The following is a 25,323-nucleotide window of genomic DNA, read 5'->3' on the forward strand; positions in this document are numbered from 1 at the left end:
CTCCTCTCGCCGGATCAGGCGTCAAGAATCTGTTTAATCTGATCAAGGTTGGCGCGTTCGCCACCGGTTAAGTTCAGGGTCACTTCGCCACCCGCACTCATGGTGACGCTGTCGACACGTGAACTCATCTGCATATCCAGTTGTTCACTCTCACCGGCAATCGTGCCGCTGAGTTTGAAAACGTACTGACCCGGTGGGTAGACGTTTTCAATCGGATCTCCGTTATCGTCCAGTACGATTTCGCCATTTTCATCGCGGAAGTACTGGTCAAGATTCATCTTGCTGCGGTCGAGGTTGACGATGTCACCATCGACCATCAGGTTATAGCCATCCCAGCGCACAGACATGGCACCGGCGTCATGAGAACCGAGTGATATCTGCTCCAGAGTCTGGCCATTTTTGTTTTCGATGGTCAGCATCATGTCGCCTGTCGCCGCAGGTACCTCAGTGAAGCCGCTGACCACACCGCCGTTCGTGAGCAGGCCTGTGGTATTACCATCAACAATCACACTCTGACCGACGAGACTTGACGCCTGTAAAGCGGCATTGGAGGTAAACTGTGCCGCCATGCTTTCTGCGGTTTCGTTCAGGTTGTCGATCCCTTCAACCGATGAGAACTGAGCCAGCTGAGCAACGAACGCCTGGTTATCTGTCGGCTCCAGTGGGTTCTGGTTATTCAGCTGCGCGACCATGAGCTCGAGGAAGGCATTGCGGCCCAACTCATTGTCTTTGGCTTCGGTCTGCGTCGGCGTACGGTACTGATCCAGTACGGCGGCGTTGTTATTTACTTCGTTAATCGCCATTTATCGCCCCCTTACTGGCCAAGTGTGAGTGTGCGTTGCAGCATCTGCTTCGCGGTTTTAAGAACTTCAACGTTCATTTGATAGCTGCGCGATGAAGACATCATGTCGGTCATTTCTTCAACGATGTTCACGTTCGGGTAGTACACGTAGCCGTCGTCATTCGCCATTGGATGATCCGGCTGGAAACGTGCCTGCAGCGGTGAATCTTTTTCGACGATGCCGTCGATTTTCACGCCAGCACCCATCGCCGCATCGGTATCCATAAAACCGTTCACATCCCGGCTTTTTGAATTCACTTCGCTTTCGAGCACGGAGAACCAGGGCTTGCGTGCACGGTAGGTTTCATCCACGGAGCTTGAAGCGCTGTCGGCGTTGGCAATGTTACTGGCGGTGGTATTCAGTCGGACTGACTGGGCAGTCATACCGCTTCCGGCAATGTTAAGTACGCTGGTCAGTGACATAATTATTCTCCCCGGATCGCGTTACGCATGCCTTTGAACTTACCGCTCAGAAATTCGAAGCTGGCGTTGTAGTCCATGCTGTTACGGGCAAACAAAGCTTGTTCGGTCTGGGCGTCGACCGTGTTGCCGTCGATGGATGGCTGCAGAGGATTGCGATACTTCAGTTCGTCGTCGGCAAAGCCGCTGGTGCCGCTCAGGTGAGCAGAATGCGTCGCTGCCATACCGAATGAGGTATTGCTGTGAGTTTCTGCTTCGAGAATGGCTTTAAAATCAAAATCACGCGCTTTGAATCCTGGGGTGTCTGCATTGGCAAGGTTGTTTGCCAGTACTTCAGCGCGTTGCGCACGAAGCTGCATTGCGTTGTCGTGGATTCCGAGTGCGTTGGTAAAGTTGATTGCGCCCATTCTGTACCTGCCTGTTTGCCATATGTGTTCGTCTGCAGAGATACAGCAAGAGCTGGGCCAATTTATTTTTTACTTATTTTTCAATGAGTTATAAAAATATCGGGCATTTAAAGGAGAGTTTCGAAGAGGGGAACGGCAAGCCCTTACCTACCAGCGGCAAAGGCTAAAACGATTACTTTTTCCGGTAGAGGATACCGGGGTTACAACTGACCATTTCATAGTGATCCGGCATCCCACTCAAGGCTTCTGAAGCACCGAGGATCAGGTAGCCACCCGGCTTCAGAGCACCGTGCATTTTCAATAGGATGTCGCGCTTGCGTTCGGCGCTGAAATAAATCAGTACGTTGCGGCAGAAGATAATATCGAAGGTGCCGAGACGCGAGTAGCTGTCGTTCAGGTTAAAGTTTCTGAACTCCACGCCCTGACGCAGTTCTTTGCCGACGTGCCAGGCATCGTCTCCGGTTTTTTCAAAGTACTTCGCCAGCTGGTCTTCTGGCATACCACGCCGTATCGCCATCCATGGGTACGTCCCTTCTTTGGCGGCGCTCAAAGCACTTTCTGATAAATCGGTAGCCAACACTGACACAGCAGGCAGGCGTTTCGAACTCGTTCGCCGGAATTCCAGTTCAGTCAGTTTAATGGAGTAAGGTTCCTGCCCTGTTGAACAGGCCGAAGACCAGATACGTATGGGCGATGATTGTTCAGCGAGCGCAGGGAACACGCGGTTGCGGAGAATTTCAAACGGGTGGCTGTCACGCAGCCAGAGTGTTTCGTTGGTCGTCATGGCATCAATGACGTTATTTTTGAACTGACGGTCACGCTCCATGCAGTACATCAGTTCTGTCAGGTTAGGTAATTCCCGGTCGGCCATGAGCTTTCGCAAACGGCTTGCGACCAGGTATTCTTTTCCATCCCCCAGCAGTATGCCGGAAAGCCCTTCAAGGTAATCGCGAAACTGGTTGTACTCCGAACCAGTCAACACGACTTCCTTCTTGTTATGCGTCATCACTTTCAACCGTGGTTAATTCGGCTCACAATATTGTCGGCCAGTACGTCGGGGTCAAACTTTGCAATAAAGTCATTAGCACCCACTTTTTCAACCATTGCCTGGTTAAATACACCACTCAGTGATGAGTGCAGTACTACATAAAATCCCTGCATCGCATCGTTACTTCGAATGTGAGTGGTCAGCGTGTAGCCATCCATCTCTGGCATCTCAATATCGGATACCAACATCATGTAACGGTCCTGCGGTCGATCACCCTCTTCCACGATTCCTTTCAGGTGCTCCCAGGCTTGTTTGCCGTCTTCGAGTGCCACCACCTCAACGCCAATGTTCTCCAGACAACGGGTAATCTGCTTACGCGCAATCTTGGAATCATCCACGATCAGAACTTTCTTTTTACCGGCCTCAGTACGGACGTCGTCACTGACGATGCCTTCACTGATGTCCTCTTTCACCGGCGATACTTCAGCAAGAATCTTCTCTACGTCGATGATCTCGACGATATGATTCTCAACTTCGGTGACAGCAGTGAGGTAGTGTTCACGGCCTGTGCCCTTGGGTGGTGGGTGAATATGTTCCCAGTTCATGTTGATGATTTTATCGACCGAAGCCACCAGGAAGCCCTGAGTCGCGCCGTTGTACTCAGTAATAATCACGAACGCACCATTCACTTCCTCCAGCGGAGGACCACCCGTTGCCAGGCTCATATCGAGAATCGGTGTGGTTCCTGAGCGGATGTGAACAACCCCACGGACAACACGATTGCTGCCAGGCAGGGACGTCAGTCGCGGACACTGTATGATCTCTTTTACTTTGAATACGTTAATGCCGTACAACTGTTTACCGCGGACGCGGAAAAGCAGCAGCTCAAGACGGTTTTCGCCGACCAGCTTGGTACGTTGGTTTACGGACTCAAGAACACCAGCCATGTGTGCCTCTCTTTCAGATCAATTCCGGCACGACCTTTGCTCAACCTGAGGTATGAGTAATAAAAGTGCCGGAATCATGACATCATTTTCGTTAGCTTCATTGAGCATAGTAGAGAACCGGAGAAGCGCAGGCGTTTTATTTGGTTTTTTCATCTGGTCTTTGTCGACCGCTGCTCAGGCCGGAAGCTCTCTGGATGATGTCACCGCTGAACTGAAGAATCGCTGGATTGCGCTGGGGGGAGACGCCAGTGTATCTGAGTTTGAGTATCCCTCTATAACACCGGGATATGAGTTGCCTGACTGCAACGCGTCGCTGGAGGTGAATGTTGTCCGTCACCTGCAACCGGGGCGCAACGGTGTTGAGGTCAGCTGTGCAGCGCCCTTCTGGCGCCAGTCGTTCGCGGTTGAACTTAAGGTTTTTGCAGATGTCGTCACAGCTGATGCCGACATACGCCGGGATACTGTTATCAATGCAGGTCAACTCAGAATCAGTCGCCTTGACACCTCTGATCTGCACAAAGGGTATTTCAGTAATATAGACGCCGTCAGCGGAATGCTGAGCAAACGAACTCTGCGACAAGGAACACCTGTCACACCTGACATGGTCGACTTACCCGACCTTGTTCAACGCGGGCAACTGCTCAAAATCAGGCTGGTCAGGCCGGGAATTCAGGTCGAGATTAAGGGGGAAGCCCTGGCCCGTGGTCACCTGGGTGAACAGATACGGGTCAGGAATACGCAGTCAGGAACCACCCTGTTTGCGGAAGTCATCGGCGATGGCTTAGTACAGGTCCAGTAAGTTTTCAAAAAAACTGACACTTTTTCCTAAAGTAATGAAATCTGCTGCCGTTAACTACAATGAAGAGGTACATCTGAATGAAGCTCGGAGAAATGATGATGAACATCAGTAAATTCACTAACGGCAACAGTGTCGACACGAATCGTAGTCGTACTGAACCCGTTAAGGCCCCAGAAACGAATGCTGAAGGCAAAGCCAGGGAATCCGCGCCGCTGACCGATCAGGTCAAGCTTAGCGCGAGCAGTAAAAGCATTCAGCAGATAGAAGCTGAGATTAAAGAGATGAAGGACGTCGACGACGCTACCGTTGAGCGCATCCGTAGCGCCATTGATAACGGTGAATACAAAATCGATTACGACAGACTGGCAGGGAAAATGCTTGATTTTGAGGACCGATTCAACTTCTGAGGTCCTCAGGTATGCTTTTAGATACCTCTCCCCTTGCCCGGCTGATGTCATCCGAGCTCGACGCCAGCCGGCAGCTCTTCACCCTGCTGGAGCAGGAACTGGAGGCCGTGAGCCACCACCGTACGTCTGAACTGGACACTCTGAACCCTGCCAAAGAGAAACAGGTAGCTCTCCTGAAACAGCAGGCGGGTACCCGCTTACAGTGGATGAAAGACCACCAGCTACCTCTGAGTGCAGAGTGCCTGCAACACGAGGCTGTCCAGAATAACTCCGAAATTCACCCATTGTGGCAGCAGCTTGCCGCTCAGTATGAAGCCAACCGGCAAATCTCTGAGCGCCTGAGCGAAATGGTTCTGGCGTTGCGATTCCGCGCCGAACAGAAGCTTCGTATCTTGCATGCCCGACAGAATGATCCACACTTATATAATGAATATGGAAAAACTGCCGGAGCGAATCCGGGACTTAATAGTATCGAAGCGTAGTGGATCGTCAGACATGCCAGAGGCAAGTATCAATCAGGAATTTCTGCTGAACACCCCAGAAGACGTATACGGCGCTCTGCGCAAGGTTGTGCTTCTGGAAACCCCTGTGACCCTACGTATAGATGGCGACGACACCGAATACAAATCGGCAATTACCGAAACCAGCTTCAAGTCCCGCAGCTTCTTTATGGACCGGGTTATCCCGATGCAAGGCAACGACCTGATCAGGAGCGGTAAGCGATTTTCAGTGGAGTGCGACACCCAGGGGGTGCGCATTGAATTCCGAATGACGGGTCGCCTGCGCTATCAGCCGGATCAGGAGCAGTATCGCGCCGAATTTCCCGAAGAAGTTCTCTACCTGCAGCGTCGCACCGCCTACCGTGTCATGGTGCCACCTGCACACCAGATCTTAGTAACACTGCGCTTCGAAGACGATGATGAAGACAGCGATGGACTCACAGGGCGCCTGGTAGATCTGTCTTCGAGTGGTTTTAAGGCCAAATTCAAGGGCGACATCACTGAAACACTGCACAACCACAAGGACATCCCTATGGCTCGGGTTCGCTTTAACCGCGACAACTCGATGGATTGCAGCCTGGAAGCCCGCCATATTCAGCTGAGTGACAACGGCAATACACAATGTGGCTTCTCCTTTACCACGATCTCACCTCAAGGCCAGCGCTTCATTGACCGACTGATCACGGAGTTTCAGTGGGAAGAACGTCGCCTGAAAGAACAACAGAAAAACGAATTAGATAACATCTGAATGCTCAGCCCCAACCGGGGCTGACAATCACGACACCAACCGTTAGAATCCCCAACCTTCCTCCCTATAGCTCAACAGGATAGAGCTTCCGCCTCCTAAGCGGACGATTGGGGTTCGAGTCCCTATGGGGAGGCCATCTTTTGCCCCGATTGCTATTAAGAATGGAATCACAAAATGGCAAACTTATCTTTAAACGCCCCGTAGTGATACAGAACATCGCCGTCTGGCTCAGCGCCGTTGCGACGAGTATCGAACGATACCTCTAAGCCAGAAGTTCTCTGCACATTGCAGGTGTCGCCTGAGTGCATTCTCTCAGCAATATGCGGAGCAAACATGCCGGAAGAGCAGAAACAGGAAGTTCGGGAGTATACGCAACGTCTGGAGATTAGTTATCTTGAGGCCGTACCAGATGCGGACGAGTACAAGCTGAACTTTCGTCAGGCTCAGTGAGCTTCGGCTGAAAAAGCTGTTCGCTGTTGTACCATAGCACGACAACTGGTTAGATTGACGGATAAACGATGACCTATACCCGCCCATGGCTTAGCTTCAAAGATCAACTAGAGCACCTCAAATCGAGAGGGCTAGTAGTCACGGACGACTCCGCTGCTCTCAAGGCACTAGAGCAGTTTGGTTATTACCGGCTGAGTGCATACTGGTATCCATTCAGACAAAAGAAGTTTGATGCCGAGGGGCGTGTCTCAGGTGTCACAGATGATTTCATTCCCAATACTGAGCTGAAAGATTCGGTACAACTTTATCTCTTTGATAAGAAGCTCAGGCTGCTCCTACTGGATGCTCTGGAGCGCATTGAAATTGCATTAAGGGTAGATATTGCCCACCTATTAGGCAGACTAGATACCTTTGCACACACCAAACAAGACAAATTGCACAAATCATTCGCCAATAAGACCAAGGGTAGTGGCAAGCCAACAGCATTCAACGCCTGGAATCAGAAACGTACTTACGTTGAAGCACGCTCCAAAGAAGACTTTGTCGAACATTACAAAACGAACCATGGTCCAGACTTACCTATCTGGGTTGCCGTAGAGACTTGGGACTTTGGTGCCTTATCGCAGCTATTTGCCATGATGAAAGTAAAACATCAGACTCAGATTGCTCGAAAATACGGAGTACCTGATTGGGAAGCCTTCCAAAGCTGGATGCGCTCTCTAAACTATTTACGAAATATCTGTGCCCATCACAGCCGCCTTTGGAATCGCAATATCATCGACCAGCCTTCCCTACCTGCCCCAGGAGCACTACCCTGGCTGGACCAATTGAGATCAAGCGGACTCACTGACGCTGAACTTAAGTCACGGCCGTTTCTGTTAGTCGCTATATGCCGTCATATGGTCCTGCAACTGAATCCGTCAAGCGAATGGCACAATCGCATGAGAGAACACCTGAACGAGTTCCCTACCGTTGCTTCCGATTACAGTATTAGTATCGAAGCTATGGGGGCTCCGAACTGCTGGCATACATGGTAGTAGGTTTTCTTCAGGCAATAAAAAACCCCCGCGTATGACATCCTACCGAAGTAAGAGCAAAGAGGCGGGGGCCGTGTTACAGAGAACTCTAAGTCGATGAGCCGGTCACGTCAAGATAGAATTACTAGTTCTTACTACTTTTTAGTAACTTCTACATGACCGGTAGTGTCATATCGACCTCCTATCAACGGATAGGCCGGGGTAACTACCGGGGTAACTGATTATATAAGTTACTTAAATATCGTTACTTTTCAATAGGTTGAAGATTTAAATCGGCCTCCTATGGGGAGGTCATTTCTGAATATCACTGTTTCACCTCTCACACCTCGCCGATGACGCTAAATATACGATAAGCTCCGTGTTCAGGAACGTCAGGTTCAGGGACTTTAAGGCACTCATCCATGCAACTCAGTGAAGCTCAACAAACCAATAATATCTGGCGTCTGGCCATTGCTCAGGCACTGGCGGGTGCAAACTCGGTCGTGATTTTTGCCACCAGCGCGGTCATAGGTCATCAGCTGGCTCCTGATCCGGCACTGGCGACACTCCCGATTTCTCTGTTTGTTGTAGGCATGGCACTTTGTATTCTGCCATCGGGGCTCATAGCACAGCGCTATGGGCGCCTGATTGCATTTCAGGCCGGTACTGCTCTGGGGGTACTTTCGGGGGTATCGGCGATGGCTGCAATGATCTACAGTTCATTCACTCTTCTGTGCCTGTCGACAATATTCGGCGGTGCGTATGCTGCGGTGGTTCTGTCCTTTCGTTTTGCGGCGACCGATGGCGTAGCGCCTGACAGGCAGCCACGAGCATTGTCTATGGTGATGGCTGGTGGTATCGCTGCAGGTGTCGTTGGGCCCCAGCTGATTACGCACACGATGAATCTTTCTCTGCCCGGGTTAGATACTCCCCCCTTTGCGGCGTCTTTCCTGATTCAGGCGCTTACTGCAGCCCTTGCCGGCGCCGTTCTGTCGGGTGTTAAGTTGCCACGCCCTAGCGTTGAAGAACTTGCTGGAGGTCGCGCGCTGGGTGACATTATTCGCCAGCCCCTCTTTCTGCCTGCCGTTGTTTGTGGTGCCGTCTCTTACCTGGTGATGAACTTCCTGATGACGGCCGCTCCGCTGGCGATGCATTTCCATGGACACTCGCAGGCCGATGCAAACCTGGGAATTCAATGGCATGTGATTGCCATGTATGGGCCCAGCTTTTTTACCGGGCACCTGATTGCGCGTTTCGGAGCCATCCGTATTTCAGCTTTAGGATTGATACTCACTGCCATTGCAGCCGGAATTTCTCTCCATGGTGTGGATGTACTCCACTTCTGGTCCATGCTGATCGTACTGGGCATAGGCTGGAACTTTGGCTTTCTCGGAGCGTCAGCGCTGATCCTACAGTGCCACCGATCAGAAGAGAAAAACCGTGTGCAATCACTGAATGATTTCATCGTATTCTCGCTGATGGCAATCGGCTCTTTTGCCTCGGGGGGCATACTCAGCTACTGGGGGTGGGATATCGTGCTCTGGGTATCATTTGTTCCTGTCATTGTTGCCTCGGTCATTATGCTGTTAGTTCAATTCAACCGGTCAGCCGTAGCAGCCAACAGCTGACTTTGTGCGGGTGCGGCCCTGAAGCTTGCGCCCTCATACCGTCTAACCCGACATAATCAATTATAACTATCAGATCAATATATTTAATATAATTTTAATATCAACGTATCGCGCTACTCTGTATCTTAGTAATCACAAGCAACGCTAACAACGATAGCAATTGATGAGGTGCGACGATGGACAACAACTCTGCGGGCAAATGCCCGGTTATGCACGGCAGTGTCACGCAACACGGAAATTCGAACACCGACTGGTGGCCGAACAACCTGAACCTCGACATTCTCCACCAACACGACACCAAAACGAATCCGCTTGGCGAAGATTTCAATTACGCCGAAGAATTCAAAAAGCTTGATCTCGATGCTGTGAAGAATGATGTGAAAGCACTGCTCACTGACAGCCAGGACTGGTGGCCCGCCGACTGGGGGCATTACGGCGGCCTGATGATTCGTATGGCGTGGCACGCTGCGGGTTCATACCGTCTTGCCGATGGTCGTGGTGGTGCGAACACCGGCAACCAGCGCTTCGCGCCGCTGAATAGCTGGCCGGATAACGCGAACCTTGATAAGGCGCGTCGACTGCTTTGGCCAATCAAAAAGAAATACGGTAACAAGCTCTCGTGGGCAGATCTGATGATTCTGGCCGGTAACCTGTCGTACGAGTCGTTCGGCCTGAAAACCTTTGGTTTCGCCGGTGGTCGTGAAGATATCTGGCACCCGGAAAAAGACACCTACTGGGGCTCTGAGAAGGAATGGCTGGCACCTAGTGACAACGATAACAGCCGTTATTCAGATGATCACGAGATGGAAAACCCGCTGGCTGCTGTGATGATGGGCTTGATCTATGTGAACCCGGAAGGCCGCGATGGCAAGCCTGATCCACTCAAATCAGCAGCCGACGTACGAGACACCTTTAAGCGGATGGCAATGAATGACGAAGAGACCGTCGCCCTGACCGCCGGTGGCCATACCGTAGGTAAATGTCACGGTAATGCTAACCCGGACGATCTTGGCCCTGAACCTGAAGCCGCGGACGTGAATGAACAGGGTCTTGGTTGGAACAACCATAAGGGTCGTGGCATTGGTCGCGACACACTGACCGGCGGCCCTGAAGGTGCCTGGACAACCAATCCGACCAAGTGGGATATGGGCTATTTCGATATGCTGCTGAACCACGAGTGGGAGCTGACCAAGAGCCCTGCGGGTGCGTGGCAGTGGAAGCCAGTGGATATCAAAGAAGAAGATATGCCGGTGGACGTTGAAGATTCGAGCATCCGCACCATGCCGATGATGACGGACGCTGATATGGCGATGAAAATGGACCCGGAATACCGCAAAATCTGCGAACGTTTCCATAAAGACCCTGAGTACTTCTCAGATGTGTTCGCCCGCGCCTGGTTTAAGCTGACCCACCGCGATATGGGGCCGAAGAGCCGTTACCTGGGTGCAGATATACCAGCAGAAGATCTGATCTGGCAGGACCCGATTCCTGCAGTGGATTATGAGCTGAGCGATGCAGAGGTTGCTGACCTGAAAGCGCAGATTCTGGCAACTGACCTGACTGTCGCTGAACTGGTCGCGACTGCCTGGGACAGCGCTCGTACTTTCCGTGGTTCGGATTTCCGTGGTGGTGCGAACGGTGCACGCATCCGCTTAGCGCCTCAGAAAAACTGGGAAGGTAACGAGCCTGAGCGCCTGCAAAAAGTTCTGGCTGTTCTTGACGGCATTCGTGCTGGTTTCAGTAAGCCTGTCAGTATTGCCGATATGATCGTACTCGGCGGCACGGCTGCGGTAGAGAAAGCAGCAAAAGATGCGGGCGTGGACCTTACTGTCCCATTTGCGCCGGGTCGTGGAGACGCCACTGACGATCAAACCGATGCTGAGTCGTTTGATGTGCTTGAGCCACTCGCTGACGGCTTCCGCAACTATGCCAAGAAAGAGTACGTCGTTGCGCCAGAGGAAATGCTGCTCGACCGCGCTCAATTGATGGGTCTGACAGCCCCAGAAATGACGGTTCTGATCGGTGGTATGCGTGTGCTGGGTACCAACTTTGGCGACAGCGAGCACGGCGTATTCACCAATAATGTCGGCGTGTTGAGTAACGACTTCTTCGTTAACCTGACCGACATGGCGTACAAATGGGAACCCGCGAGCAAGAGCCACTACAACATTGTTGATCGTAAGAGCGGCGAAACCAAATGGACTGCTACGCGTGTAGACCTGGTCTTTGGTTCTAACTCAATCCTGCGCTCGTACGCTGAGGTGTATGCTCAGGACGACAACAAAGAGAAGTTCGTTAACGACTTCGTGAAGGCCTTTGTGAAGGTGATGAATGCGGATCGTTTTGATCTGAGCTAATTACTTCGCTGGGTTTCAGGCCCGCATCCGCGCCGGTCACAGCGACGCGTCGTGCGGGCCTCTTTCGTTCTGCTGCCTCAGAACTCTGTTGATAATCCGGGCAGTTTCTGTACTATCGGGCATAATAATAATTATCAGAAACGGGCGCTGATGCGCTGCGATTACGGAAAACACTATGCCCTCGTTCAAGTCTGCTGTCCTGGCTGCGGCCGTTGCCCTTCCTACTCTGTCATTTGCCGACTCGGCGATAAACTATGATTACGTTCAGGCTAGCTTCGCAAAGAGCAAGCTGGATTCTCCATCTTCGGGAGAGCCTGAAAAAACAACTGCAACGGTCCTTGAGCTCCAGAAAGATCTTGGATATCAGGTAGTCGCCAGTGTTTCCGCGGGATTTGTTGAGCTGAAAGACCGCTATGAGACAGATGAAGCCAGATATGGTGCCGATGTTGATCAGCGGACATTACGGATTGCTATCGATCGCTACTTCCAGATCACCCCTACCCTACACTTCATCCCAGGACTGTCGTACAGCGAAATTAAGTCTGATGTAGAAACTAAGTTTCAACGCACTGATGTGAATTTCTTTTTCAGCGAATCCACGGTGACCTATACCGACAGCTCGGCGCTTAATCTTGAAACCCGTTATCGTCTATCTGAATACTCACCTCTGGAATTATCAGGCACGGTGTCTTATGCGACCGGTGAAGAGGAAGATTCGATTATCGTCGACCTGTCTGCGGAGCTGAATATTTCAGACATTCTGTCTGGTCGTTTTTCTTACCAGAAAGATATTGAGCACTCTGCCCCAACCTACGTTTACGGTATCCGTGTTTACTTCTGATTCATGATCAACGCGTTTATTTCAGACACTCAGCGATATGTGGAACAATCCTGAGTGTCGTCACAAATCGAAAGCCGATTATTGTCCCGCTCGTACGTCCCAGTGTGATCAGAAGAATTACAGCCAGGGTCTCCGCCTGAACTTCCTACCCGATACGTGCACTGCTTAAGTACATAGGAGCCTGATGTTTCGTCACCCAGAAACGTCAGACTGCAATCACAACGTGATCCGTCTTCTTCGACAAAGTAATAGGCGAGGTTGCTGTTTAGTGCGCCGCCGGTGAGATCAAGAAGGAAACCGCTATCGGTATCTGTCCACTCACGGAACAGCCCTTCGTCAGTTTCTTCATCTGTACCGCTGCTTAACGTAGTGGCGGGAGAGCCTCCTCCACAGGCGAGGAGAGCGATAGTTAGTAGCAGAATCAGGAAAGGTTTCATTCAACGTCCTTGTTGGTTTGCAGGAGCACAAATCCACTTGCACTCCATGGTTATTATTTATTTCAGTAGTAGAGGAATATGCCTGTTCCAAAGGCACGATAATCTGAATCCAGATAGGTCGTCATATCGAGATACGCCTCCATCGTACCGACTAAGCGCGTACTGACCCGGCCACGGAAGTAAGCGTCATTGGTATCCTCTGTCACTATGACACCGAGCAACGGCTGAATATCGATACTGTTGTAGTCATCCAGGAACCAGCGAATACCCGCAGATATATCCGCAAAAGGCTCGGAGCCTGACTCATCGACCACGGTCGTGGTGGCATCACCATCCACTTTCAGGCGCGAGTATACATCATAAAACGCATATCCAAGCTTGACTGTACCCACTGCATCCGCTTTTGCCGTGAACGGGATATGAGTTCCTAAGCTGACACCCAGATCGATTGAATCCCGCTCGTAGAAGTAGGAATCTCCAGAACTCATCAACTCGTCATCGGTAAATTCGGTGGTACCGAACGCCTGATAGATGAGCCCTTGCTTCAGCTCTTCGGAGTAAATTGCCGTAACACGATGCCCTTCCAGTTCTTCACTGAAGCCATCTACGCCGATACGCTGGTAATCGTAAGTGATACCCAGATAGTCGTAATTAAAGGGTTCGGCGGCAATTGCAGACAAAGCGCACGTCATTCCTAACAGCGCACTGACTGAAGCGTATATTGGTCTCATTCTTGAGCCTCTCACAGGTTGTTAACTACCCAGGAGTTGTGGTGAATGCCACCTCTGCGGGCAGCTTCGGCAAGATTACCACCGGGTGCTTTTGGCCTGCAAATCCAAGTCACATTATCTTGATCTGACGCCATAATTCGATTATCAAGGCTTAGTCCCGAGACTGCGCCAGAAAAGCGCGAAGCCCCCCAAGCACGAACACTCTTGCAGCATTATAGGTTTCAGAAAAGGCCGAGCTCTGAACTTCGCCCCGCGTCATGCTGTTGACCCTGAAGTTGTCCGCAAAGACGCTGAAGTAGGTCGCCAGAATAAACTGCCAATGCCGCAGAAATTCTGGAAACGGAATTTCAGGATAGAGACCATGCAAGGCCAACAGGAATTTCTGGGTGATAGGGTTGTAAAACTCAATCACATTTATTAGTACTGGCGAACGCGAACCGACCATCTGATTAACCAGCCGCAGGTAATTGCGCCAACCGTCACCACGCTCACTGACTTCCAGCAGAGGATCAAAGAATGCAGCGATGATCGCTTCCGCCTGTTTTCCACGAGATTCATTGTGATCAATCATAGCGAGACGCTCCTCTCGGAGAGCGTTAACGACTTCTGCACGGCGCTTAATGACTTCGTAAAAGAGCTTTTCTTTGCCACCAAAAAGATCATTCACCGTTGCCAGGCGCACCTTCGCCAGCCCCGTTATGTCCCTCACACTCACCGCGTGGTACCCATAGGACGCAAATAACGCCTCAGCAGCATCAAGCACGGCACTCGCCTTCTGCTGTTGCTTAAGAGTCAGTTCTGTCATTCTTTCTCCAGCCACTTGGAACAAGCGTTCCAACAGTGATAGTATGAACTGGAACAGTTGTTCCAACCACCCTGAAAATAACGAACAACAGATTACTGATCACCCACGTTACCGCTACCGACAGGAGTGTCTGTATGAACCGCCTTGATGTTTCTTTCCAGTCTGATGATGATCACTGCGCTGCATGGTTATATCTCCCGGACTCAGCTCACCCAGCTCCCGTTGTTGTTATGGCGCATGGCCTGGGCGGGGTTCGTTCAATGCGTCTTGATGCCTTCGCTGAGCGCTACTGCGAAGCGGGTTATGCGTGTCTTGTTTTTGATTATCGTCACTTCGGTGATAGCAGTGGTGAACCTCGTCAGCTGTTGAGCGTCAAGCGCCAGTTAGAAGACTGGGCCGCTGCTGTGCAGTTCGCCATCAATGATCAACGAGTAGATGCGAGCAAGGTAATCATCTGGGGAAGCTCGTTCAGCGGCGGTCATGTACTGAAAACAGCGGCTAATGTCCCTGGCGTGGCTGGTGTAATGTCTCAGTGCCCATTTACCAATGGGATTGCCTCGTCAATGGCGTTACACCCGGTAAGCCTGATGAAAGTGTCAATGGCTGCTATCGCTGACCTTCTGACCATGCCATTCAGAAAAACGCCCGTCATGGTGGATCTGGCTGGTCATCCTGGCGATGGCGCTCTGATGACTGCGCATGATGTCATGGAGGGCTACAATGGGCTCAAGCCTGCAGGGTCGGATATTCCAGGCTACGTAGCTGCACGCTTTGGCTTTGAAATTACCCGTTATTTTCCCGGTCGTTCGGCCGCTCGGGTGACAGCCCCTACTCTTCTCATTGCCTGCCTGAAGGATACTGTAGCGCCAGTAAAGCCCACACTGAAATACGCAAAGGCGTTGCCAAATGGCTCCCTTATTGAGCTTGATGCCGGCCACTTTGATATTTATCGCGGTGAGTGGTTTGAAAAAGTTGTATCCATTCAGATCGGCTGGCTAAAAGAGCACTTCCCGGTATAAGCGCGACGGAGGCAAGGATGAAATACGAAGAATTAATTCCAGACGAAGGCTGGCAGCTGCCTGCTCAGCGTCGTATCCCTTCTATTGCGGACGGTCAGATGAGTATTCCCAAACGAGTACTTCTCTGGGGAATAGAGCGCTTTGGAAAACTGAATGCGGCCAACCTTTGGCTATTAATGATGCACAACATGAGGCTGTTACGCGGCATGCTGTTTTTCGCATCAAAGCTGATGCCCTTTGGCAGGTTAGATCGTCGGGATACTGAGCTCGCTATTTTGCGCGTGGCCTGGTTATGCCGGTCCCGGTATGAATGGGGCCAGCATGTTGATATCGGCCTGCGTGCAGGGCTCGCTCCCGAAGAAATTCGCCGCATCCCTGATGGAGCAGAGGCAAGCGGCTGGACTGAACGCCAATCTCTGATTCTGCGAGCCTGCGACGGTATGGTTCATGACCATCTGGTCGATGAAGCAACGATTGAAGGCCTGAAAACGCATTATAGCCATGGCCTGATGGTGGAGCTTCTTATGTTGATCGGCTGGTACCAGGGGCTCGCTGGTGTTCTGAACAGCAGCGGCATACCCCTGGATTCTTCCCTGGAAAATGTTCTTACCAGATTACGTAGTTAATCAATGTCTTTCAGACCGGCCGGTTCATAATGCTCGGTGACACCCGCGGCCGTTGATCGCTCCCAGGTCTGCAGATACGCCTCTGCAGACGTCATAACGGCCTCATAGGTACGCGCCGGCGCCTGTTGACGCAGGTCTTCTATAAAGTCGGCCAGCATGCCGTAATGCGCCATTCCATCCTGATTAAAATCAAAGGTCCGGTTACCTGATACCTGGCGGTTAAACTCGATACCGAACTCCGATATAAATGGATAAAGTAATGGGTTCGTTGCCACATCCGATCTCGGACCCGGCTGTCCACCCAGGCCACTCATGTCGGTACCAATACCGACACCGTTGAGATATTCGGTATCTGCCAGGATATCCAGATAACGATCAACACGACGAACCATGTCCGTCGCGTCGCTATTATAAGGGGCTACGAATCCGCCCGCTTCAATCAGACGCTCAGTATTACGATGCACGGCTCCACCTGGCGCATTAAGCATCCAGCTGTGCGTCGAGAGAACACCGCTGTAACCTCTGGCTTCGGCAATATCCATGACCGCTGTCGCGGTTGCGTCACTCATATGGTCCAGTTCAACCATCATTTTCAGGTCAATCATGCGGTTCACGAGGTAGCTTCCCAGAGGACTCAGGCCGTGTTGATTGCAGTGCGGACGAGATTCGTCGTATTCCGGATTAAGGTGCACGGCATCAAGAATTTCCCGAATAACAGGGATATCTCCGATAAGAGGAAAGCCGGACGTCATTGGCTTACCGTGGGTATGTGCTGCACATTCTTCTGTTTCAAAAAAGCGCCCCGTAGACAGCAGCTGCCCGATATTAATAAAACCACTTTCAACAACAGATCCGGCCAGTTGATTATCGAATTTATGAGTCGGGTACAAAGAGCGAACCCCAAGGTCGTATACTTCCTGAAGCTGAGCTTCTATGGTTTCACGAGTGCAGTAGTCATTCAGTCCGCAGTTAAAGGTTTCCGAGGCTTCAATACCCAGCACCACGGCCATCCGCCCTTCGGCGATTGTTTCACGGGCTTCCTGAGGTGTGGTGACAATATGGAAAAAGCCTTTACCCGGCCCTCCCGCCTGCGCATCGACATACTCTTCGAGTTCACGAAGCCGCTGTGCCTGCAAGCGGATTGAGTCCATAACATTGCAGCTGTTCGGGTTTATCCATGATGCAGGATTGATCCGGCTCTGAGCCCAGCAGAGCACTTCATTTTCAACCAGGTTGGTAACCATAATGCGTAGCCCCGACAGGTAAGCACGCTCCATCCATTTATAGTAGTAGCCCGAGTGACTCATCTGCTGATGATTTGGCCACCAGGGAAAATCTGGCCAGCCACGGGTGTCGTAGCGGTTGTTAATATCGTTAAAGGTGTAGAGATTACCAATCAGATCGAGCGATCCGTTTTTACCGTGAAGATGGGCAGAATCTTTCAGTGCCTCTTCAACGCCGAAGCGGTGGAAAGGCTCTCCCGCCATGAATTTTCCGCCCATAAATTCGTAGGACGAAATATGAGTATGAGCATCAATGTAGCCACGCACGGGCAATCCTGGATCGCCTTTTAAAGCATCGCGGTTCCCCTGCGCATTGACAGCGACCTCAGGGAATTCTCGACAGCCTTCCAGCTCGACGAAATTCAGAGCGGTTTCTTTATTCAGAGATAACAAGTCGAGGGCGCTGGTAAAATAGAGTTCACCATTACGTTTTCTATGCGCTAACTGTAACCCGGTTTGCGCATTGTAGAGTGCATATCCCTCACCCGTGGATTCCAACTTCCATTCGGTACGATCATTGGCTGACTCTGCTGCTCTGACTATCGTGGTTAAACTTGCGCCCAGGTAGCGGCTGGAGGCATCACGCAGCAAAAAGTGCTGATATCGACTGGGTTTCATATAGAAAAGACTGGCACTGGTGACTGATTCGCCAGAGAACGAATAAGACGGCAAGCCATCTGCCCAGCCCGGGTTCTCCTCGTAACGCAGCCACAGGCCTGTCCCGGGGGACTGTATACCGACGCATCTCTGGGCCAGGCTCGCCACACTGCCTTGATAGGGCTCAGCGAGTTCAGGAGCAGGAGGAGAAGACATCGCAAATGTATTGGTCGAGGACAGCAGAAAACCCGCTGCAATCCATGAGCGTAACCGAGACATAACATCACCTTTATTATTTTTATTTTTGTTTCGTATTTTCGTTTTGCAGGTTCAAACTACGTGTATTAAAGGCCATGGCCAAGGAGTAAATCCGGTTCGGCCCAAAAAGAACCAGATCAGGCCCACTGGAACCATCCTTTATCAGGCGGTACAGTAGCGCCTGACTTTTTTACTCTGACATCCAGGCCACACTGATGACTTCACGATCACTTATACGACTGACGAGCACCACTCTGTTTGTTACTTTCCTTGCATCCTGTGCAGCCTTAAAAGGTATCGTGGATGTCAAAAAGCCTACCGCAGAGGTTGCGGGCGTTTCTCTGGGTAGCCTGTCCCTGGAACAAGCAACCCTGCTGGTCGATGTTGCCGTCAGTAACCCGAATGGGTTTGCACTGGATGCTGCTGGCTTTGATCTTGATCTGGGCGTCGGCGGATCACCTCTGGCCTCGGTAAATCAACCAGACGCAACCGTGACTGTACCCGCCAATGGTACTGAATCTGTGCAGCTGCCAGTGACTCTGAAATTCACCGACCTGGCCAACGCGATTGGCGGCCTGAGCGGTAAAAATTCTGTTGATTACACGCTCGACGGCAATGTGCTCATGGATGTTCCAGTCATGGGCAATATCAGTATTCCCGTTAATTTCGCAGGCAACCTGCCGATACCGCAGCTGCCGGAGATTACATTCAGTGATATCAGTCTGTCGGATGTCAGCTGGAGCGGAGCCAAACTGATGCTCAGCCTGGACGTAGAAAACCCAAATGCTTTCGGACTGGATCTCAATTCTTTGGCCTATAACCTTCAGGCTGAAGGAAAGTCACTGGGTAAAGGCGCACTCAGCAGCGTTAAACTCGAGGAAGGCCAATCGCAGAAAATTGACATTCCTCTGGAGGTCAGTCTGACTAACCTGGGAATCAGCCTTTTCCGCATGCTGTCTGGTGGAGAAGCGGTCAAAGTGGGTATCGACGGCAGTGCAGACGTCACGCCTGACATTGGTCTCTGGAAACCAGAGCCTCTTAAATTCAAGGCGGAGCGTACGCTGAATCCTTAACCGGGCGATTTATACCGGGTAGAAGGGATAATCCTGTCGGAAACGCGCCATAGAGAAGAGTTCGTCCAATTGCTCAGACAAACGACGACTCTTGCGGCCGTCCAGGCCCAGATATTTGAGTTCGGCCAAACAGTCCGGGCAGATGCTGAATGTTTTTTCAGGATCACGTGTGCTGGCCTTGATGCTGTCAGCGTCCCGAAGCCGGTGGAGTTCGTGACAAGCAGCGAGGTGAATCTGCCCCTCCCCTTCAATCCATACCCGGGAATTCTTTAGTGCGAGTGTACGGTCAGGGAGAATGCGTAATTGCCCGGGGAGCGCCATCAGTACCCCTCTGGCCAATTGGTCACGTTCACCGAATGTCAGCTGATGTTCAGGGTCGAATTCGACAAAATGTCCGTAGCCGTCCGCTCCCATACGATGCTTGAGCGCGTTAAATTCCGACGCCTCAAGAAAGTTGTAGAGCTTCATGGCTGAACCCGGTCGAGTATCGTAGCAATGCGCCCTTCAGCATCGGTACGCACCCGGAACTCAACCCGCCGGGAAGCAGAGCCAAGCTCACTCCCCTCATCATCCCGTACGACCTTGGCAGAAGATAGGCCATTGGCCGTGAGATGCGCCTTCAACCAGTTTTTATCGTCGGCAACGGGTTTCAGTCCGAGCACATAGGCAAGAGTTGAGCGCGTGCGCTCCTGCGACAGATTCATATTAAGAATATAAGCTTCGTCCTCCGAACGTGCACCAAACCAACCACTGGAGGTATGCCCTTCAATGCGCACTTCGAGAATATCGTCGCGGTACTGCTCCTGAGTGATAATTCGCACATAGCGAGGGAAGAAATCATCAAGGATGGCCTGAAACTCTGGTTTGAGTTCTGCCTCCCCCTTATCGAACAGAACATCGGTGTTATTAAAACGGAAAGCCAGATCTTCATCGAGCTCAGCCCCCCATCGTGGCATGTCGTCAGCGAATTCGGTCTCAAGATCCTTGTACAACTGGGTGCGGAGCTGATCGTACAGGATCGCCACATCACGAATTTTATCGCGCTCAGTTTCGACGTTAATCATAAAGACCACGGAGACCAGCATGAACACCATCATCAAGCCCGCCATTAAGTCAGAAACAGCCACCCAATGACCTTCGTGATCCTGCGAGTCATCCAGCTTCTGAGAGTCATCCAGCATGGTCAGTCCTCAACCTGTCTGGCCATATTCACCAACTCTGTGAGCTTGTCAGTGAGCGGGCTGTAATCAGAGACAAATTTTTCAGACAGTGCCGTTAACTGAAGACCGAATGCACGAAGCGCTTTATTCAGTTCTTCCTCCATGCCCGTATCCAGTTGAGCTACCTGACGCTCCAGGCGCTCGCCCAGTTTCTGCATATGCTGCTGACTCTGCTGCTGTTGAGCCAATAGCTGCTCCTGGCTTTCCAGCATCATGCTGTGCAACTGGGATGTGAGTTCTTTTTGTGTCTGGCTCAATTCTTCTGTCGCCCATCTCTGCTGAGACTGGACGGCATCGGACATACCCTGGGTGAGAACAGACAACCGCTCTTCAAGCTTCGGCAACCCTTCAGCCGCGTTATTTACCATATCCGCGAGGCTACCGAGCTGGGAGTGAATGTTCATACGCTGAGTTTCGAGGCCTGTCAGGAGCTCCTGCAGAGACTCCGAAATACCGTTGAACGCATTGGCGTTACGAACCATGTATTCAAACGAATTGCTCGCTTCTTTCATCAGGTTGGATGACCGTTCCTGCTCTGAAATCAGGTCGTCGAGCTGTGTCCGGTAAGTTTGCTGCCACTCCAGCATGGCAACAACGGATTCATTCAACTGACGGAAGTTTTCGCCATACTGCTCATTGATCTTGGTATTGAATTCATTCATGACGGCGCGAATGGCTTCAACCAGTGCTTTGGCGTTCGCATCAGCCATCTTCTGCTGATAATTCGTCAATACATCAACAAGCTGGTCAAAGCGTCGCTGGGAAGATTGGTGTTGTTTCGCCAGTTCAGTGCGAAGGCTCTGTTCAGAGCCATCGTGTAATTGCTTCACCAGCGCCTGGAGAGAAAGGTCAAGATCATCAATAGTAGCGGCCCGATGCTGACTGGCCGCACGCCGGCCCGCCTGCTCGACCGCTGCTCGGATCTTAAGGGTCAGGGCAGCGAACAGACCCGCGATCGAAGTCCAGAAGGCCGTTTTCAGACCATCCATCAATCGTGGAACGCTGCCCTGGATATCTGCGGTATCGAAATGCCAGAGGCCAAGTGCAACGCCGAGAAACGTACCGAAAATACCAATACTGGTCAGAATCGCGGGCGCGACTTCCGCTGTCTTCGAAGAGTACCGGAACAAATGAAAGAAAATGCCAAGAGCAAGGACACCACCAATAAGTACGAGCGTCCATACCGAAAATTGTTCCAACACCATAATACGCAGCCTGACAGGTTATTTATTGCATCACACAGAGTCAGTTTAGTCGTTATTTACGCTTTCGCCGGGAAGCTCTTTTCTGACACTAAAGCCGCCAGTGCAAGGTGTTTGTGCCAGACCACACATAAAACAGCACAGGCTAGCGTGCGAATCAGCGAAATTATTGAAATCAAAGAAAAAATCGCACCCCGCCACACCCTAAGAAATTTACATTTGGGGTTTGCGAAGCAGTGATTTTACTGGTTAGAATGCCAGCCTCACGCGCGAGTGAGTAACCGCCTCGTGCGCTGGAAGTATGAAAAAACAGAAATAATAACGGCCCTATGGCCACCTTATTGAGGTACTGATATGACTACGACAATCTGGAGCCTGCTCCTTGTTGGCGCACTGGTCGCTCTGACTTACAAGCGTAGCTCGCTGAAAGTTGCAGCCGGTGTTATGGCTGCTTTTACAGTAGCTGCTTTCGTTTTCGGCGCAGCAACTGCTGTTACCGTAATCTCTTTGATCGTTGCTGGCGCACTGGGTGTACTGAGCCTTGATGGTTTCCGTACCAACACCGTGACTAAGCCGATCTTCAACTTCTACAAGAAGATTCTGCCACAGATGTCCGACACCGAGCGTGAAGCTCTGGAAGCCGGTACTGTATGGTGGGATGGTGAACTGTTCTCTGGTAAGCCAAACTGGCAGATGCTGCTGAACCACCCTAACCCGACTATCCCACAAGAAGAACAGGACTTCCTGGACAACCAGGTTAAGACTCTGTGCTCAATGGTAGACGAGTGGGAAATCAGCCAGAACGGTGACCTCTCTAAGGAAATCTGGGAATACATCAAGAAAGAACGTTTCTTCTCTATGATTATCCCTAAAGAGTACGGTGGCCTTGGCTTCTCTGCTCAGACTCAGTCTGCAGTTCTTCAGGCTCTGACTGTATCAGGTGCGACCTTCTCTACCGTAGGTGTTCCTAACTCTCTCGGCCCAGGTGAGCTGCTACTGAAGTACGGTACTCAAGAGCAGAAAGATCACTACCTGCCGCGCCTGGCTGACGGTCGTGAAATCCCATGTTTCGGTCTGACTGGTCCACGTGCCGGTTCTGATGCGACCTCTCTGCCTGACGTTGGTGTTGTATGTAAGGGCACCTGGGAAGGTAAAGAAGTTCTGGGTCTGAAACTGAACTTTGAAAAGCGTTACATCACTCTGGCTCCAGTAGCGACTGTTGTTGGTCTGGCGTTCCGTATGTTTGACCCAGAAGGTCTTCTGGGCGACAAGAAAGACGTTGGTATTACCGTAGCTCTGCTGCCACGCCACCTCGAAGGCATGGACATCGGTAACCGTCACAAGCCAATCGGTTCTCCGTTCATGAACGGCCCGATTTTCGGTAAAGACGTATTTATCCCACTGGACTTCATCATCGGTGGTGCTGACATGGCTGGTCAGGGCTGGCGTATGCTGGTTGAGTGTCTGTCTGTTGGTCGTTGTATTACTCTGCCAAGCTCTGGTGCTGGCGGTGGTAAGTACTCTATCGCGGCTACTGGCGCTTACTCACGTATCCGTCGTCAGTTCAATGTACCGATTGCTAAGCTGGAAGGTGTTCAGGAGCGCGTTGCGCGTATCGCTGGTAACACGTACACCGCTGGCGCTGCTGCACGCGTAACTGCGATCGCTATTGACGAAGGTCACAAGCCATCTGTTCCTTCAGCGATCCTGAAGTACAACCTGACTGAGATCGCTCGTGCCGTTGCTAACGACACGATGGACGTTCACGGTGGTAAAGCCATTATCCGTGGTCCTAAGAACTATGTTGAGTCTGGTTACTCTTCTGTTCCTGTTGCGATCACTGTTGAAGGTGCAAACATCCTGACCCGCTCTATGATCACCTTTGGTCAGGGCGCGATCCGCTGCCATCCTTTCGTACTGCCAGAAATGGAAACTGCGAAAGCGAACGATCTGAAAGGCTTCGATAAGGCGCTGTTTGGTCACTTCGGATTCATCTTCTCTAACATGAGCCGTGCTCTGGTTCTGAACCTGACTAACGCAGCCTTCACTGGTGTGCCTGTGTCTGGTCCTACCAAGCAGTACTACAAGCAGCTGAACAAGTACGCCGCTTCTTTCGCAATCTGTGTCGACATCGCTATGTCTACTCTGGGTGGCGAGCTGAAGTTCCGCGAGCTGATCTCTGCACGTCTGGCGGACATGGTTTCTAAGATGTACCTGGCTTCTATGGTACTGAAGCACTGGGCTGACCAGGGTTCAAACAAAGAAGACCTGCCACTGGTTCAGTACTCTATCGAGAAGCTGTTCTTCGAATTCGAAGAAGCACATGAAGCCTTCCTGCAGAACCTGCCAGCACGTCCTGCTGCATGGCTGCTGAAAGTTCTGACTATGCCACTGGGCCGTCGTGCTAAGGCACCTAACGATAAGCTGGTCGCTAAAGTTGTAGATCTGGTTTCTTACCACACTGACACCCGTGAGCGTCTGATTCAGGGTGCCTACCGTGGCGAGAAATACGGTGCTGCATACGATAACGGTCTGCGTAACCCGCTGGCTGTCTACGACAGCCTGCTGGATCGTGTTGAGAAAGCTGAGGGCATCTACAAGAAAATTGGCGATGCTATCAAAGCTGGTAAGTACGACGAAGCAACTCTGTCAATCGAAGGCCGCATCAACGAAGGTGTTGAGATGGGCATTCTGACAGCCGACGAAGGCGAGTTCATGATCGCATTCGAGAAAGATGTTCTGGAAATGGTACACGTTGACCACTTCCCACTGGAACACTTCGGTACTGTTGCTGAAAACCACGACAAAGCAAAAAAGACCTCTAAAAAGAAGTCTGACGAAGCTACTGCTTAATTGCTGACGTCGTAAGAAGAAGCCCCGCCCTGCGGGGCTTTTTTGTGCCCGCTTTTCGGGTATTATCAAAACTCCAGCCAAGGGAGAGTTCGATGCTTATCAGCAATATGGAAGTCGTACCGGGTAAGCGCATTACCCAGCATCTGGGAATGGTACAGGGCAGCACTGTGCGTGCTAAGCATGCCGGTCGTGACATCATGGCGGGCTTTAAAAATATTTTTGGCGGCGAGTTAAAAGGCTATACCGAGCTCCTGAGCGAGTCCCGGGAAGAAGCCATCGACCGTCTTAAACAGCAAGCCGCTGCGCTCGGAGCGAATGCTGTCATCAACGTTCGTTTCTCCACCTCCTCCATTGCTGCCGGTGCTTCCGAAATTTTCGTATATGGTACTGCAGTGCTCGTGGAAGATCGCTGATGGAACTGATCGTATTCCTTGTTCTCCTTGGGCTGGGTTACGTTTTCGGGCGGCTTTCCGAGAGTCGCCATTACCGCTCCATCATCCAACGGGAGCAGGTACTCAGAGGGGTCTCTGTTGTACCTGTCAAAATTCCTCCCCCAGAGTATCTCAGGCACGAGTCCACTCTGGTATGTGGTAGCGTCGTAATCTCTGTCGATTACTTCAAAACCGTCGCTGCCTCTTTGCGGAATATTTTTGGCGGCCGGGTCGGCGCCTACGAAAGTCTTCTCGACCGCGCCCGGCGGGAAGCTGTTTTGCGTATGCAGGACGAAGCACGTCAACTCGGTGCAGAGACCATCTATAACGTGAAATATGAAACCTCCCGCATAGGTGAAAATGCGGCCAAAGGTCTTGGCTCAGTAGAGGTGCTTGCCTACGGAACCGCACTGATAGCCAGCACGGCCTCTAAGTAGCT

General features: G+C 51.5%; 26 protein-coding genes and 1 tRNA gene. 15 read left to right on the forward strand and 12 right to left on the reverse strand.

Going from position 1 to position 25,323, the window contains the following annotated elements:
• Nucleotides 1-14: 14 nt before the first annotated feature.
• From BW941_RS07550 to BW941_RS07570, 5 genes are all read right to left on the reverse strand, one after another.
• Entirely contained in the window at nt 15-803 is a 789-nt protein-coding gene (locus BW941_RS07550) for a flagellar hook assembly protein FlgD (RefSeq protein ID WP_084188750.1), read from the reverse strand.
• Between the two features lie 11 nt (nt 804-814).
• On the reverse strand, nt 815-1,264 hold the full coding sequence (flgC, locus tag BW941_RS07555) for a flagellar basal body rod protein FlgC (protein WP_068441483.1): 450 nt from the start codon (nt 1,262-1,264) through the stop codon (nt 815-817).
• 2 nt (nt 1,265-1,266) lie between these two features.
• Entirely contained in the window at nt 1,267-1,668 is a 402-nt protein-coding gene (gene flgB, locus BW941_RS07560) for a flagellar basal body rod protein FlgB (protein ID WP_076514996.1), read from the reverse strand.
• A 172-nt stretch (nt 1,669-1,840) separates the two neighbouring features.
• Nucleotides 1,841-2,674 carry a CheR family methyltransferase gene (locus BW941_RS07565; protein ID WP_139325786.1) on the reverse strand — a complete coding sequence of 278 codons (834 nt, stop codon included), beginning with the start codon at nt 2,672-2,674 and terminating at the stop codon, nt 1,841-1,843.
• Nucleotides 2,675-2,679: 5 nt separating this feature from the next.
• Complete coding sequence (locus tag BW941_RS07570; protein WP_076514997.1) at nt 2,680-3,603, reverse strand: chemotaxis protein CheV; 924 nt, start codon at nt 3,601-3,603, stop codon at nt 2,680-2,682.
• 76 nt (nt 3,604-3,679) lie between these two features.
• Between BW941_RS07570 and flgA the strand changes: the two genes are divergently transcribed.
• From flgA to BW941_RS07615, 9 genes are all read left to right on the forward strand, one after another.
• On the forward strand, nt 3,680-4,402 hold the full coding sequence (gene flgA, locus BW941_RS07575; protein WP_175607878.1) for a flagellar basal body P-ring formation chaperone FlgA: 723 nt from the start codon (nt 3,680-3,682) through the stop codon (nt 4,400-4,402).
• A gap of 77 nt (nt 4,403-4,479) precedes the next feature.
• Nucleotides 4,480-4,809: a flagellar biosynthesis anti-sigma factor FlgM gene (gene flgM / locus BW941_RS07580; RefSeq protein ID WP_245820069.1), complete on the forward strand. Its 330-nt coding sequence runs from the start codon at nt 4,480-4,482 to the stop codon at nt 4,807-4,809.
• Between the two features lie 11 nt (nt 4,810-4,820).
• Nucleotides 4,821-5,291, forward strand: coding sequence for a flagellar export chaperone FlgN (flgN, locus tag BW941_RS07585; protein ID WP_084188754.1), 471 nt, complete (start codon nt 4,821-4,823; stop codon nt 5,289-5,291).
• A gap of 13 nt (nt 5,292-5,304) precedes the next feature.
• The gene (locus BW941_RS07590; RefSeq protein ID WP_076515000.1) at nt 5,305-6,057 is read left to right on the forward strand and encodes a flagellar brake protein; all 753 of its coding nucleotides are present in this window, start codon (nt 5,305-5,307) and stop codon (nt 6,055-6,057) included.
• Between the two features lie 60 nt (nt 6,058-6,117).
• Nucleotides 6,118-6,193 (forward strand) — tRNA-Arg (locus BW941_RS07595).
• 382 nt (nt 6,194-6,575) lie between these two features.
• Nucleotides 6,576-7,544: an Abi family protein gene (locus BW941_RS07600; RefSeq protein WP_076515001.1), complete on the forward strand. Its 969-nt coding sequence runs from the start codon at nt 6,576-6,578 to the stop codon at nt 7,542-7,544.
• Nucleotides 7,545-7,945: 401 nt separating this feature from the next.
• Nucleotides 7,946-9,151: an MFS transporter gene (locus tag BW941_RS07605; RefSeq protein ID WP_076515002.1), complete on the forward strand. Its 1,206-nt coding sequence runs from the start codon at nt 7,946-7,948 to the stop codon at nt 9,149-9,151.
• Nucleotides 9,152-9,327: 176 nt separating this feature from the next.
• Entirely contained in the window at nt 9,328-11,508 is a 2,181-nt protein-coding gene (gene katG, locus BW941_RS07610; RefSeq protein WP_076515003.1) for a catalase/peroxidase HPI, read from the forward strand.
• A gap of 175 nt (nt 11,509-11,683) precedes the next feature.
• On the forward strand, nt 11,684-12,349 hold the full coding sequence (locus tag BW941_RS07615; RefSeq protein ID WP_076515004.1) for a hypothetical protein: 666 nt from the start codon (nt 11,684-11,686) through the stop codon (nt 12,347-12,349).
• A 29-nt stretch (nt 12,350-12,378) separates the two neighbouring features.
• Here the strand turns inward: BW941_RS07615 and BW941_RS07620 are convergent, their stop codons facing one another.
• The 3 genes from BW941_RS07620 to BW941_RS07630 form a co-directional block, all read right to left on the reverse strand.
• Nucleotides 12,379-12,786 (reverse strand): hypothetical protein, encoded by a 408-nt coding sequence (locus BW941_RS07620; RefSeq protein ID WP_076515005.1) that lies wholly within the window; start codon nt 12,784-12,786, stop codon nt 12,379-12,381.
• A 62-nt stretch (nt 12,787-12,848) separates the two neighbouring features.
• The gene (locus BW941_RS07625) at nt 12,849-13,517 is read right to left on the reverse strand and encodes a hypothetical protein (protein WP_139325787.1); all 669 of its coding nucleotides are present in this window, start codon (nt 13,515-13,517) and stop codon (nt 12,849-12,851) included.
• A 151-nt stretch (nt 13,518-13,668) separates the two neighbouring features.
• Nucleotides 13,669-14,322, reverse strand: a complete 654-nt coding sequence (locus tag BW941_RS07630) for a TetR/AcrR family transcriptional regulator (RefSeq protein WP_076515007.1) — start codon at nt 14,320-14,322, stop codon at nt 13,669-13,671.
• 134 nt (nt 14,323-14,456) lie between these two features.
• On the opposite strand from BW941_RS07630, the gene BW941_RS07635 reads away from it, so the two are divergent.
• Both BW941_RS07635 and BW941_RS07640 read left to right on the forward strand, forming a co-directional pair.
• On the forward strand, nt 14,457-15,341 hold the full coding sequence (locus BW941_RS07635) for an alpha/beta hydrolase (RefSeq protein WP_076515008.1): 885 nt from the start codon (nt 14,457-14,459) through the stop codon (nt 15,339-15,341).
• A gap of 17 nt (nt 15,342-15,358) precedes the next feature.
• Nucleotides 15,359-15,967: a carboxymuconolactone decarboxylase family protein gene (locus BW941_RS07640; protein ID WP_076515009.1), complete on the forward strand. Its 609-nt coding sequence runs from the start codon at nt 15,359-15,361 to the stop codon at nt 15,965-15,967.
• Here the strand turns inward: BW941_RS07640 and BW941_RS07645 are convergent.
• The gene (locus BW941_RS07645; RefSeq protein ID WP_076515010.1) at nt 15,964-18,126 is read right to left on the reverse strand and encodes a membrane dipeptidase; all 2,163 of its coding nucleotides are present in this window, start codon (nt 18,124-18,126) and stop codon (nt 15,964-15,966) included. The genes BW941_RS07640 and BW941_RS07645 overlap by 4 nt on opposite strands.
• A gap of 194 nt (nt 18,127-18,320) precedes the next feature.
• Between BW941_RS07645 and BW941_RS07650 the strand changes: the two genes are divergently transcribed.
• Complete coding sequence (locus BW941_RS07650; protein WP_076515011.1) at nt 18,321-19,178, forward strand: LEA/WHy family protein; 858 nt, start codon at nt 18,321-18,323, stop codon at nt 19,176-19,178.
• A 9-nt stretch (nt 19,179-19,187) separates the two neighbouring features.
• Here BW941_RS07650 and BW941_RS07655 read toward each other — a convergent pair whose 3' ends face one another.
• The 3 genes from BW941_RS07655 to BW941_RS07665 are packed head-to-tail and all read right to left on the reverse strand — an operon-like array spanning nt 19,188 to nt 21,603.
• On the reverse strand, nt 19,188-19,646 hold the full coding sequence (locus tag BW941_RS07655; protein ID WP_076515012.1) for a hypothetical protein: 459 nt from the start codon (nt 19,644-19,646) through the stop codon (nt 19,188-19,190).
• Entirely contained in the window at nt 19,643-20,359 is a 717-nt protein-coding gene (locus BW941_RS07660; protein WP_068441440.1) for an OmpA family protein, read from the reverse strand. The genes BW941_RS07655 and BW941_RS07660 overlap by 4 nt, the downstream gene beginning before the upstream one ends.
• A gap of 2 nt (nt 20,360-20,361) precedes the next feature.
• On the reverse strand, nt 20,362-21,603 hold the full coding sequence (locus BW941_RS07665; protein WP_076515013.1) for a hypothetical protein: 1,242 nt from the start codon (nt 21,601-21,603) through the stop codon (nt 20,362-20,364).
• 351 nt (nt 21,604-21,954) lie between these two features.
• On the opposite strand from BW941_RS07665, the gene BW941_RS07670 reads away from it, so the two are divergent.
• The 3 genes from BW941_RS07670 (at nt 21,955) to BW941_RS07680 (ending at nt 25,321) form a co-directional block, all read left to right on the forward strand.
• Complete coding sequence (locus BW941_RS07670; RefSeq protein ID WP_076515014.1) at nt 21,955-24,453, forward strand: acyl-CoA dehydrogenase; 2,499 nt, start codon at nt 21,955-21,957, stop codon at nt 24,451-24,453.
• Nucleotides 24,454-24,545: 92 nt separating this feature from the next.
• A complete protein-coding gene (locus BW941_RS07675; protein WP_068434926.1) occupies nt 24,546-24,866 on the forward strand; it encodes a YbjQ family protein in 321 nt (106 codons plus the stop codon).
• Nucleotides 24,866-25,321, forward strand: a complete 456-nt coding sequence (locus BW941_RS07680) for a YbjQ family protein (protein ID WP_076515015.1) — start codon at nt 24,866-24,868, stop codon at nt 25,319-25,321. Before BW941_RS07675 ends, BW941_RS07680 begins: the two co-directional genes overlap by 1 nt.
• The last annotated feature ends 2 nt before the right edge of the window (nt 25,322-25,323 follow it).

This window comes from Thalassolituus maritimus, from assembly GCF_900156675.1.
In the GTDB taxonomy this organism is placed as follows: Bacteria; Pseudomonadota; Gammaproteobacteria; order Pseudomonadales; family Oceanobacteraceae; genus Thalassolituus; species Thalassolituus maritimus.

Bases quoted from the DNA above. Each gene is read 5' to 3' on its own strand.
- flgA (WP_175607878.1), top strand. From the start codon at position 3,680: ATGACATCATTTTCGTTAGCTTCATTGAGCATAGTAGAGAACCGGAGA.
- BW941_RS07620 (WP_076515005.1), bottom strand. From the start codon at position 12,786: ATGAAACCTTTCCTGATTCTGCTACTAACTATCGCTCTCCTCGCCTGT.
- BW941_RS07550 (WP_084188750.1), bottom strand. From the start codon at position 803: ATGGCGATTAACGAAGTAAATAACAACGCCGCCGTACTGGATCAGTAC.
- BW941_RS07680 (WP_076515015.1), top strand. From the start codon at position 24,866: ATGGAACTGATCGTATTCCTTGTTCTCCTTGGGCTGGGTTACGTTTTC.
- BW941_RS07650 (WP_076515011.1), top strand. From the start codon at position 18,321: ATGACTTCACGATCACTTATACGACTGACGAGCACCACTCTGTTTGTT.
- BW941_RS07660 (WP_068441440.1), bottom strand. From the start codon at position 20,359: ATGCTGGATGACTCTCAGAAGCTGGATGACTCGCAGGATCACGAAGGT.
- BW941_RS07645 (WP_076515010.1), bottom strand. From the start codon at position 18,126: ATGTCTCGGTTACGCTCATGGATTGCAGCGGGTTTTCTGCTGTCCTCG.
- BW941_RS07605 (WP_076515002.1), top strand. From the start codon at position 7,946: ATGCAACTCAGTGAAGCTCAACAAACCAATAATATCTGGCGTCTGGCC.
- flgN (WP_084188754.1), top strand. From the start codon at position 4,821: ATGCTTTTAGATACCTCTCCCCTTGCCCGGCTGATGTCATCCGAGCTC.
- BW941_RS07600 (WP_076515001.1), top strand. From the start codon at position 6,576: ATGACCTATACCCGCCCATGGCTTAGCTTCAAAGATCAACTAGAGCAC.
- BW941_RS07640 (WP_076515009.1), top strand. From the start codon at position 15,359: ATGAAATACGAAGAATTAATTCCAGACGAAGGCTGGCAGCTGCCTGCT.
- flgB (WP_076514996.1), bottom strand. From the start codon at position 1,668: ATGGGCGCAATCAACTTTACCAACGCACTCGGAATCCACGACAACGCA.
- BW941_RS07570 (WP_076514997.1), bottom strand. From the start codon at position 3,603: ATGGCTGGTGTTCTTGAGTCCGTAAACCAACGTACCAAGCTGGTCGGC.
- BW941_RS07670 (WP_076515014.1), top strand. From the start codon at position 21,955: ATGACTACGACAATCTGGAGCCTGCTCCTTGTTGGCGCACTGGTCGCT.
- BW941_RS07665 (WP_076515013.1), bottom strand. From the start codon at position 21,603: ATGGTGTTGGAACAATTTTCGGTATGGACGCTCGTACTTATTGGTGGT.
- BW941_RS07590 (WP_076515000.1), top strand. From the start codon at position 5,305: ATGCCAGAGGCAAGTATCAATCAGGAATTTCTGCTGAACACCCCAGAA.
- BW941_RS07635 (WP_076515008.1), top strand. From the start codon at position 14,457: ATGAACCGCCTTGATGTTTCTTTCCAGTCTGATGATGATCACTGCGCT.
- BW941_RS07625 (WP_139325787.1), bottom strand. From the start codon at position 13,517: ATGAGACCAATATACGCTTCAGTCAGTGCGCTGTTAGGAATGACGTGC.
- BW941_RS07630 (WP_076515007.1), bottom strand. From the start codon at position 14,322: ATGACAGAACTGACTCTTAAGCAACAGCAGAAGGCGAGTGCCGTGCTT.
- flgM (WP_245820069.1), top strand. From the start codon at position 4,480: ATGAAGCTCGGAGAAATGATGATGAACATCAGTAAATTCACTAACGGC.
- BW941_RS07615 (WP_076515004.1), top strand. From the start codon at position 11,684: ATGCCCTCGTTCAAGTCTGCTGTCCTGGCTGCGGCCGTTGCCCTTCCT.
- BW941_RS07655 (WP_076515012.1), bottom strand. From the start codon at position 19,646: ATGAAGCTCTACAACTTTCTTGAGGCGTCGGAATTTAACGCGCTCAAG.
- BW941_RS07675 (WP_068434926.1), top strand. From the start codon at position 24,546: ATGCTTATCAGCAATATGGAAGTCGTACCGGGTAAGCGCATTACCCAG.
- BW941_RS07565 (WP_139325786.1), bottom strand. From the start codon at position 2,674: ATGACGCATAACAAGAAGGAAGTCGTGTTGACTGGTTCGGAGTACAAC.
- flgC (WP_068441483.1), bottom strand. From the start codon at position 1,264: ATGTCACTGACCAGCGTACTTAACATTGCCGGAAGCGGTATGACTGCC.
- katG (WP_076515003.1), top strand. From the start codon at position 9,328: ATGGACAACAACTCTGCGGGCAAATGCCCGGTTATGCACGGCAGTGTC.